General features: G+C 73.7%; 9 protein-coding genes. All 9 read right to left on the minus strand.

Annotated elements, in window-relative coordinates:
- Nucleotides 1-21: 21 nt before the first annotated feature.
- From xerD to QMG39_RS17120, 9 genes are read right to left on the minus strand one after another with little or no spacing between them, the layout of a single operon-like run.
- Nucleotides 22-924: a site-specific tyrosine recombinase XerD gene (gene xerD / locus QMG39_RS17080; protein WP_281887077.1), complete on the minus strand. Its 903-nt coding sequence runs from the start codon at nucleotides 922-924 to the stop codon at nucleotides 22-24.
- On the minus strand, nucleotides 921-1,592 hold the full coding sequence (locus QMG39_RS17085) for an NUDIX domain-containing protein (protein WP_281887079.1): 672 nt from the start codon (nucleotides 1,590-1,592) through the stop codon (nucleotides 921-923). The genes xerD and QMG39_RS17085 overlap by 4 nt, the downstream gene beginning before the upstream one ends.
- Entirely contained in the window at nucleotides 1,585-3,273 is a 1,689-nt protein-coding gene (gene pyrG, locus QMG39_RS17090; RefSeq protein WP_281887081.1) for a CTP synthase, read from the minus strand. Before pyrG ends, QMG39_RS17085 begins: the two co-directional genes overlap by 8 nt.
- Nucleotides 3,260-4,978 (minus strand): DNA repair protein RecN, encoded by a 1,719-nt coding sequence (recN, locus tag QMG39_RS17095; RefSeq protein ID WP_281887083.1) that lies wholly within the window; start codon nucleotides 4,976-4,978, stop codon nucleotides 3,260-3,262. The genes pyrG and recN overlap by 14 nt, the downstream gene beginning before the upstream one ends.
- Nucleotides 4,971-5,930, minus strand: coding sequence for an NAD kinase (locus QMG39_RS17100; protein WP_373878342.1), 960 nt, complete (start codon nucleotides 5,928-5,930; stop codon nucleotides 4,971-4,973). Before QMG39_RS17100 ends, recN begins: the two co-directional genes overlap by 8 nt.
- Entirely contained in the window at nucleotides 5,885-6,700 is an 816-nt protein-coding gene (locus QMG39_RS17105) for a TlyA family RNA methyltransferase (protein WP_281887351.1), read from the minus strand. The genes QMG39_RS17100 and QMG39_RS17105 overlap by 46 nt, the downstream gene beginning before the upstream one ends.
- A complete protein-coding gene (locus QMG39_RS17110) occupies nucleotides 6,697-6,918 on the minus strand; it encodes a hypothetical protein (protein WP_281887087.1) in 222 nt (73 codons plus the stop codon). Before QMG39_RS17110 ends, QMG39_RS17105 begins: the two co-directional genes overlap by 4 nt.
- A 36-nt stretch (nucleotides 6,919-6,954) precedes the next feature.
- Complete coding sequence (locus QMG39_RS17115) at nucleotides 6,955-7,980, minus strand: HAD-IIA family hydrolase (RefSeq protein ID WP_281887089.1); 1,026 nt, start codon at nucleotides 7,978-7,980, stop codon at nucleotides 6,955-6,957.
- Nucleotides 7,952-8,800: a tetratricopeptide repeat protein gene (locus tag QMG39_RS17120; RefSeq protein WP_281887091.1), complete on the minus strand. Its 849-nt coding sequence runs from the start codon at nucleotides 8,798-8,800 to the stop codon at nucleotides 7,952-7,954. Before QMG39_RS17120 ends, QMG39_RS17115 begins: the two co-directional genes overlap by 29 nt.
- Between the last annotated feature and the right edge of the window lie 762 nt (nucleotides 8,801-9,562).

Genomic DNA, 9,562 nt, shown 5'->3' on the forward strand with positions numbered 1-9,562 from the left:
TTCCGCATGTTCTGCCCGATTCTAGCGAGCGCGGGGGTGTGCGGCCGTGTACATATCGCGGAGTGTGTCGACCGTGACGAGTGTGTAGATCTGGGTCGTCGCCACGGACGAGTGGCCGAGCAGCTCCTGCACGACCCGAACGTCGGCCCCGCCGGCGAGCAGGTGGGTGGCGAACGAGTGCCGCAGCGTGTGCGGCGAGATCTCGGCGCGGATGCCCGCGCGCTCGGCTGCGGCGCGGATCGCGAGCCACGCGCTCTGGCGCGACATGCGCGCGCCGCGCGGGCCGAGGAACAGCGCCGGCGTCGACCGGCCGCGCGCCGCGAACTCCGGGCGCACGCGCACCAGGTACGCGCCGATCGCCTCGCGCGCGTAGCTGCCGACCGGCACGATGCGCTGCTTGCCGCCCTTGCCGAGCAGGCGCACGACCTCGGCGTCCTGCACGTCGTCGACGTTCAGCGCGACGGCCTCCGACACGCGCGCGCCCGTGGCGTAGAGCAGCTCGAGCAGCGCGCGGTCGCGCAGTGCGACCGGGTCGTCGCCGCCCGTGGCGTCGAGCAGCGCCTGCACCTCCTCGACCGAGATCGCCTTCGGCAGGCGCGACGCGAGCTTCGGCGGCCGAACGTCTCGCGTCGGATCGGCGGCGGCGCGCCCCTCGGTGACGAGGAAGCGGTGCAGGCCGCGCACCGACGACAGGATGCGGGCGACCGACGAGGCGGCCATCGGGTGCTGCGGGTCGCCGCGCAGCGACGCGACGAAGTCCACGACGTCCTGTTCGGTGACGGATGCCGCGTCGTCGATGCCGCGCGCGGCGAGCCACTCGCCGTAGCGGTCGAGGTCGCGCCGGTACGCCGCGACGGTGTTGCCCGACAGCCCCCGCTCGATGGTGAGGTGGCGCAGGTACGGCTCGACCGCGCTCGGGGTCATCCGGTCGGGCGCCCCAGCTTCGGGTGCGCGGGCCAAGGGGCATCCGCCGGCGCCAGGGTCGACCAGCCGACGGCGCGGGAGGCGCTCGCGGCGAGCGCGGCGATCACGACCGCGGCGTTCTGCACGCGCCGCGCGAGCACGGCCTCGACGAGCTCGTCGAGCGGCACCCAGCGCGCCTCCATGTCGGCCTCCTCGGCCTCGCGGGGGAACGGCTCTGCCGTGGCGCGGAGGCCGCGCGCGAGGTAGACGCGGATGGCCTCGTTGCTGCCGCCCGGCGTATTCCAGAACTCGGTGAGCACCGACCAGTCGTCGGCCTCGAGGTCGGCCTCCTCGGCGAGCTCCCGCTTGGCGGCCTCGAGCGGCGGCTCGCCGTCGACGTCGAGCAGCCCCGCCGGGATCTCCCAGTCGCGCGTGCGCACGGGATGGCGGTACTGCTTGATCAGGAACGCGCGGTCGTCGTCGTCGAGCGCGAGCACCGCAACGGCGCCCGTGTGGTCGACGTAGTCGCGCACGATGCGGCCGTCGCCGTACTCGAGGCTGTCGCGACGGAGGTCCCAGACGCGGCCCTCGAACACCCGCGTGCTCTCGACCGGCTCGATCGGGGCGTACTCGTCGGCGAGCGGTCCGGGAGTCGGCTCGGTGCCGGAGCCGGTCACCTGATCAGGCATCCGGGTTGTCGAACAGCAGGCTCGCGCGGTGGCGCTCGAGGGCGGCGGCCACGAGCCCGCGGAACAGCGGGTGGGCGTCGTTCGGGCGGCTGCGGAGCTCGGGGTGCGCCTGCGTGCCGATGTAGAACGGGTGCACGTCGCGCGGCAGCTCGACGAACTCGACCAGGTGGCGGTCGGGGCTCGTGCCCGAGAACACCAGGCCGGCGTCGGCGATCTGCTCCCGGTAGCCGTTGTTCACCTCGTAGCGGTGGCGGTGGCGCTCGGAGACGAGCTCGGAGTCGTAGAGCTCCGCCGCGAGCGACCCCTCGGCGAGGGCCGCCGGGTAGAGTCCGAGCCGCATGGTGCCGCCCATGTCGCCCTCGGCGATGATCTCGACCTGCTCCTCCATGGTCGCGATGACCGGGAACTTCGTGTCGGGGTCGAACTCCGACGACGATGCGCCCTCGAGGCCGGCCTCGTTGCGCGCGTACTCGATGACCATGCACTGCAGGCCGAGGCAGAGGCCGAGCGCGGGCAGCTTGTTGTCGCGCGCGAAGCGAAGCGCGCCGAGCTTGCCCTCGATTCCGCGCACGCCGAAGCCGCCGGGCACGCAGATGCCGTCGAGCTCGCCGAGGTGGCGCGCGGCGCCCTCCTGCGTCTCGCATTCGTCGGAGGGGATCCAGCGCAGGTTGACCTTGGTCTTGCCGGCGAATCCGCCGGCGCGCAGCGCCTCGGTCACCGACAGGTACGCGTCGGGCAGGTCGATGTACTTGCCGACCAGGCCGATCGTGACCTCGTGCTTGGGCTCGTGCACGGCCTCGAGCAGGCCGGCCCAGCCGCTCCAGTCGACGTCGCGCGTCTGGAGGTCGAGCGAGTCGATGATGTACTGGTCGAGGCCCTGGTCGTGCAGCATCGACGGGATGTCGTAGATGCTCGCCACGTCGACCGCGTTCACGACGGCCTGCTCGTCGACGTCGCACATGAGCGCGATCTTGCGCTTGTTCGACTCGGTGACGGGGCGGTCGCTGCGCAGCACGAGCGCGTCGGGCTGGATGCCGATGGAGCGCAGCGCTGCGACGGAGTGCTGGGTCGGCTTGGTCTTCTGCTCGCCCGAGGCGCCCATGTAGGGCACGAGCGAGACGTGCACGAAGAACGCGTTGCCGCGGCCGAGCTCGTGGCGCACCTGGCGGGCCGACTCGATGAACGGCTGCGACTCGATGTCGCCGACCGTGCCGCCGATCTCGGTGATGATCACGTCGGGCTTGGGGGTCTCGGATGCCTGCAGGCGCATCCGTCGCTTGATCTCGTCGGTGATGTGCGGGATGACCTGCACGGTGTCGCCGAGGTACTCGCCGCGGCGCTCCTTGGCGATGACGGTGGAGTAGATCTGGCCGGTGGTGACGTTCGCGGCCTGGCTCAGGTTGATGTCGAGGAAGCGCTCGTAGTGACCGATGTCGAGGTCGGTCTCGGCGCCGTCGTCGGTCACGAACACCTCGCCGTGCTGGAACGGGTTCATCGTTCCCGGGTCGACGTTGAGGTAGGGGTCGAGCTTCTGCATGACGACGCGGAGCCCGCGCGCGGTCAGGAGGTTGCCGAGGCTGGCGGCCGTGAGGCCCTTGCCCAATGAAGAAACGACACCACCGGTCACGAAGATGTGCTTGGTCGTGTCGTTCGAAGATTCCGCGCTGTCAATATCCACCACGGGCTTCCATCCTATCAGCAGTGTGGGCGAGGGCGAGCAGCTCGCGGGCGTGCGCGAGTCCGGAGTCGGAGTCGGCGAGGCCCGACAGCAGCCTCGCCATCTCGGCGGCGCGCTCCTCGTCGTGGAGCTGCTGCACGCTCGACGCGGTGACGCGGCCGTCGGAGCCCTTGGCGACGCGCAGGTGGTTCGTGGCGAACGCCGCGACCTGCGCCAGGTGGGTCACGACGATCACCTGTGAGTTCTCCGCGAGTCTCGCGAGCCGCCGTCCGATCTCGATCGCCGCGGCGCCGCCGACGCCCGCGTCGACCTCGTCGAAGACGAACGTCGGCACCGGGTCGGTCGCGGCGATGACGACCTCGATCGCGAGCATGACGCGCGAGAGCTCGCCGCCGGATGCCCCCTTCGACACCGGCCTCGCGGGCGCGCCCTGGTGCGGGGCGAGGAGGATCGCCACGCTGTCGCGCCCGTGCGCGGCGAGCTCGCCGGAGTCGTCGACCTGCACCTCGAGGCGCGCGTCGGGCATGGCCAGTGCGGCGAGCTCGGCGGTCACGCGCTCGGCGAGCTCGGCGCCGGCCTCGCGACGGATGCCCGAGATGCGCGCCGCGAGCTCGTCGACCCGCGCCGCGTCGGCGTCGACCTGCTCCGCGAGCTGCTCGATGCGCTCGTCGTCGCCGTCGAGCTCGAGCAGGCGGAGTCCCCCGCGGTCGGCGTACGCGATGACGTCGTCGAGCGTGGGCCCGAAGCGGCGCTCGAGGTCGGTGAGCAGCGCGCGGCGCTCCTGGATGAGCTCGAGTTCGCGGCTGCCGTCGGCGTCGAGCCCGGCGAGGTAGCCCGAGAGGTCGGCGACCGCGTCGGAGAGGATGAAGCCGGCGGATGCGAGTGCCTCGGCGATCGGCGCGAGCTGCGCGTCGTGCTCGGCGACGCGCTCGAGTGCGCGGCGGGCGCCGTCGACGAGCACGACCGCGTCGGGCACGTCGTCGACCGCGTCGGAGGAGAGCATCTCGCGGGCCTGCTCGCCCGCGAGCCGGAGCTCCTCGAGGTTCGTCAGGCGGTCTGCGCGCTCGGCGAGCTCGCGACTCTCCCCCGCGACCGGCTCGGCGGCGGCGATCTCGTCCATCGCGGCGCGGAGCTCCTCGGCCTCGCGGGCGCGCTCCTCGTGCGCTGCGACCAGCGCCGCGTGCTCGGCCGCCGCCTCGCGCCAGCGGTGGAAGGCCTCGCGGTACTCGGCGAGCACGGGCTGCAGCGTCTCGCCCGCGAACCGGTCGAGCGCGTCGCGCTGCGCGACCGCCGACCGCAGGCGCACCTGGTCGGACTGCCCGTGCACCACGACCAGCGACTCGCCCAGGTCGGCGAGCACGCCCACCGGTGCGCTGCGCCCGCCCACGACCGCGCGGCTGCGCCCCTCGGCCGAGACAGATCGCCCGAGCAGCAGCTCGCCGTCGTCGACGTCGCCGCCCGCGTCGCGCGCCCGCGCGGCGACGGAGCCGTCGTCGGCGACGAGCCAGCGTCCCTCGACCCACGCGCGCTCGGCGCCCTGGCGCACCGTGCCCGCGTCGGCGCGCGAGCCGAGCAGCAGCCCGAGGGCGGACACGACCATCGTCTTGCCTGCGCCGGTCTCGCCGGTCACGGCCGTGAACCCGGGGCCGACGGGCAGCGTCGCCTCCGCGATCACCCCGAGGTCGCGGATGGACAGTTCCTCAATCACGCGTACCGGGCCCTCTCCACCCCGCGACGGGGAGTCGGAACTTGTTCACGAGCCGGTCGGTGAACGGCGCCTCGTGCAGGCGCGCGAGCCGCACCGGCGTCTCCGACCGCCGCACGATGACGCGCGCGCCCGGCGGCAGGTCGTGCATGCGCCGCCCGTCGCACCAGAGCACGCCCGAGGCGTTCGTGCGATCGAGCACCTCGATCGCGAGCGAGGAGTCGGGCCCGACCACGAGCGGGCGTGCGAACAGGGCGTGCGCGCTGAGCGGCACGAGCAGCATCGCCTCGACCGCGGGCCAGACCACGGGGCCCCCGGCGGAGAACGCGTACGCGGTCGAGCCCGTCGGCGTGGATACGACCACCCCGTCGCATCCGAACGACGACAGCGGCCGGCGGTCGACCTCGATCACGACCTCGAGCAGCCGCTCGCGCTCGGCCTTCTCGACGGTGACCTCGTTGAGCGCCCAGCTCTCCCAGACCACGTCCATGCCCTGCTTGACGCGCACCGCGAGCGCCATGCGCTCCTCGACCTCGTAGTCGCGCGCGAGCGCGCGCGTCACGGTGTAGCCGAGGTCGTCGCGCTCCGACTCGGCGAGGAACCCGACGTGCCCGAGGTTCACCCCGAGCAGCGGCGCGGTGTGCCCGCGCACCATCTCGGCGGCGCGGAGGATCGTGCCGTCGCCGCCGAGCACGATGACGAGCTCGATCTCGGCGATCGACACCTCGGCCTCGAGGCGCCTGGCGTTGCCGTTCATGTGGGGGTCGAACTCGTGCAGGTCGTCCCACTGCTCGTCGGCGATGACTGGGATCGCACCGGCGGCGGACAGCTGACGGCACACCTCCGAGGTGGCCTCCAGCGAGTCGCGGCGTCCGGTGTGCGAGACGACCAGGAAGTGCCGCGCTTCGCTCACGCCCGACCGCCCTTCGTCTCCGCCGTCACGAGTTCCCTCCATTGTGACGGATCGCCCCCGCCGTCGGCGCGCAACCACGCGAGCAGCTCGATGTTGCCGTGCGTGCCCTGCACTGGGGAGGACACCACCCCGGCGGTGCCGAGCCCGAGAGCAGCGGCCGCCTCGAGCACGTCCATCACCGCGTCGGCGCGCAGCGCGTCGTCGCGCACCACGCCGGCCTTCACGCCCGCGCGCCCCACCTCGAACTGGGGCTTCACGAGCAGCACGAAGTCGGCGTCCTCGGCCGCCGTGGCGCGGAGCGCCGGCAGCACGGTGCGCAGCGAGATGAACGACAGGTCTGCGGTCACGAGCGAGGGCCGCTCGGTGACGCCGGACAGGTCGGCGAGCACTTCGGGCGTGAGGTCGCGCACGTTGCATCCCTCGACCAGCACCAGTCCCGGTGCGTCGCGCAGGTCGGGCGCGAGCTGGTCGTGCCCGACGTCGACGGCGATCACGGTGGCCGCCCCGCGCTCGAGCAGCACCTGGCTGAAGCCGCCGGTCGACGCGCCCGCGTCGAGCACCGTGCGGCCGGCAGGGTCGACGCCGAACGCGTCGAGCGCGGTGACGAGCTTCCACGCCGCGCGGCTGACGTAGTGGTCGGATGCCTCCACGACGATCTCCGCGCCCGGCCCGACGCGCATCGACGCCTTGCGCACGACCCGCCCGTCCACGGCGACCTCGCCCGCGGCGATGAGCTGCGCCGCGTGCGTGCGCGAGCGCGCGAGCCCGCGGGCGGCGAGGGTCGCGTCGAGACGGCCGGCGTCGGGGGTCAGTCGGCCGTCTCCGGGTCGGCGCCCTCGAGACGGGCGCGCAGCTCGCCGTGCAGCTGCTCGAACGCGGCCGCGCGCTGCTCGAGCGGCAGGTCGTCGATGTCGCGCAGGCGGTCGGCGAGATCGGAGGCCTCGTCGACGACGTCTGCGGATGCCCCGGGGCCCACGTCCTCGGTGCTCACGTCCTCCGGGCCCGCGTACTCGGTCGGTGCATCACTCACCCCTCCACGCTATCGCGTGCGGCCCGCACCGGCCGGTCAGGCGTAGAGCCGCTCGGGCACCTCGAGCCCGTGGATCGGCGTGGCGCTCGCCCAGATCGCCCGGCTCGCCGCGCGCAGCAGGTCGAGCGGGTCGTCGCCGTCGCGCACGACCGCGACGCGGCGCCCGTCGATGCGCACGGCCGCGCGCCCGACGGTCACGGTGCCGTCGCGGCGCGTCGTCGTCTCGGGATATGGCTCGTGCAGCCCGCGCAGGTCGGCGAGCACGTAATCGGGCCGCATGTCGGGGGTCGCCGCGAGCACCTGCTTCGCCCGGTCGACGCCGGTCAGCACGAGCACGGAGCGGATGCCGGCGCGATTCGCGCCGAGGATGTCGGTGTCGAGCCTGTCGCCGATCATGAGCGGAGCGGATGCCCCGAACCGATCGGCGGCCTCGGTGAAGATCGGCGTCTCGGGCTTTCCCGCCACCTGCGGGAGGATGCCGACCGCCGTGTGCACCGCGGAGACGAGCGTGCCGTTGCCCGGCGCGATGCCGCGCGCCACCGGGATCGTCCAGTCGGTGTTCGTGGCGATCCACGGGATGCCGCCGCGATCGGCCGCTGCCTGGATCGCGAACGCCGCCTCGGCGAGCTGCGTCCAGCCGACGTCGGGCGCGAAGCCCTGCACCACCGCGGCGGGCGCGTCGTCGGCGGAGCGCGTCGGCACGTAGCCCGCACGCTCGAGCTCGATCACGATGCCCTCGCCGCCGACGACCAGCACGCTCGCGCCCGGCGCGACGGCCTCCTTCAGCAGGCGCATCGCGGCCTGCGGTGACGTGACCACGTGCTCGGGCGCGACGTCGAGGCCGAGCTCCGAGAGGTGCCGAGCGACGGTCGCGTCACTGCGCGAGGCGTTGTTCGTGATGTACCCGACGGGTACGGATGCCGCGGCCAGGCGCAGGCTCTCCACGGCGTGCGGGAGCGCGTCCGGGCCGGCGTACACCACGCCGTCGAGGTCGGCGAGCACCGCGTCGGCCCCGTCGAGCGGGGTCGCGGGCTCAGTCCTCGGGCGTCGCAGCGGCGTCATCGTCGCCCTCGGCGGCGTCGGGCGCAGCCCCTTCGGCAGCGTCGTCGGCAGCGGCGTCCGCATCCGAAGGCGCGGCGGACGCGGCCTCCGCGTCGGCGACGGGCTGTGCCTCCGCCTCCGGCTTCGCCTCGGGCAGGTCGACCGGCTCCTCGTCCGCCATCTCGAAGACCGTCACGGTCTCGTTGCCCGCCGACGCGGCGTCGAGGGCCGCCTCGGCACGCGCCGACCGCTCGCGCCACTCGGCCGCGGCGGCGTCGCGCCCGAGTTCCTCGAGCACCTCCGCGTACGCGTCGAACAGCGCGGGGCTCCAGCTGAAGGCCCGATCGGGGTCGAGCTGCGGGATCTCGAGCTCCGAGAGCGCGTCCTCGGGCTGGCCGAGGTCGAGCCGCGCACCGGACATCGCGATCGCGAGGCCGACCTGCACCACGGTGTCGAGGGACGCACGGTCGACCGAACGGCCGAGCTCGAGCGCCTTCTCGGGGCGCCCGACCCCGCGCTCGCTGTCGACCATGAGCGGAAGCTGGTCGTCGCGCCCGGAGATGCGGCGGTAGGTGCGCAGCTCGCGGAGCGCGAGTGCGAAGTCGCCGGTCGCGTACGCGGTGATCGCGAGCGACTCGCGCACGACCGCGACGCGGCCGGCACGGTGAGCCGCCTCGAGGGCGTGCTCGTGCGCGCGTGCGGGGTCGTCGTCGAGGAGCCGGGATGCCGCGACCAGGTGCTTCGCCACCTGCTCGGCGTTCTCCTTGCTCAGCGTCTTGAGCTCCGCGCGCGCGGCGCGGTCGAGCTCGCGTGGGTCGATCGACGGGTCGAGCTCCGGCACGTAGCGCCGGGGCTTCGACTCGCGCTCCTCACGCGGACCGCGCTGCGGGCCACGGCCGGCGACGCGCCCCTGGCCCTGACGGCCACCGCGCTGACCGCCATCTCGGTCGGAGCGGCCGGCGTGCGAGCCGCGACCGGAGCGATCTGCACGATCCGGACGTCCTGAGCGGTCCGGACGACCGCCGCGATCCGGACGGCCGGCGCGATCCGGACGGCCGGCGCGGTCGGCACGATCGGGCCGGCCGGCGCGGTCGGACCGGTATGGACGCTCGTCCGACGAGCGACGTGCACCGTCGTACTCGCGGGGCTGGCGCGGTCGATCGCCCTCGCGTCGCGGCTTCGCGCCCTGGTAACCGCCTCCGGAACCGCCGTCGCGTCGCTGGCCCCCGCCGCTGTACGGCTTGCGGTCGCCGCCGTACGACTTCCGGTCTCCGCCAGACGACTTCCGGTCTCCGCCAGACGACTTCCGGTCTCCGCCGTACGACTTCCGGTCCGAACTGCGACCGGAGCCGCCCTTCGCCGCACCGCCGCTCGTGCGGGCGGGCTTGCGACCGCCGTTGCGCGCGTCGCCGCCCGACGAGCCCCGTCGCTCGCCGCTGCCGGACGCGCCGGCTCGGTCCGGAGCCTGCTCCGGACGGTCCTTGCGCTCGTCGTCCACGATGTTCCTGTCGTCTGTGCTGTTGTCGTCTCCACCGTACTGCGGGCGCTGCCTCGCGGGTGGGTGCTTAAATGCGAGATGGCCACCCGTCATCGGGTGGCCATC

Origin of the sequence: Agromyces rhizosphaerae (assembly GCF_027925245.1) — a bacterium.
In the GTDB taxonomy this organism is placed as follows: Bacteria; Actinomycetota; Actinomycetes; order Actinomycetales; family Microbacteriaceae; genus Agromyces; species Agromyces rhizosphaerae.

What these genes read in the sequence shown, in the direction of transcription:
- xerD (WP_281887077.1), bottom strand. Translation starts at nt 924, where the DNA reads ATGACCCCGAGCGCGGTCGAGCCGTACCTGCGCCACCTCACCATCGAG.
- QMG39_RS17085 (WP_281887079.1), bottom strand. Translation starts at nt 1,592, where the DNA reads ATGCCTGATCAGGTGACCGGCTCCGGCACCGAGCCGACTCCCGGACCG.
- QMG39_RS17100 (WP_373878342.1), bottom strand. Translation starts at nt 5,930, where the DNA reads ATGGAGGGAACTCGTGACGGCGGAGACGAAGGGCGGTCGGGCGTGAGC.
- QMG39_RS17115 (WP_281887089.1), bottom strand. Translation starts at nt 7,980, where the DNA reads ATGACGCCGCTGCGACGCCCGAGGACTGAGCCCGCGACCCCGCTCGAC.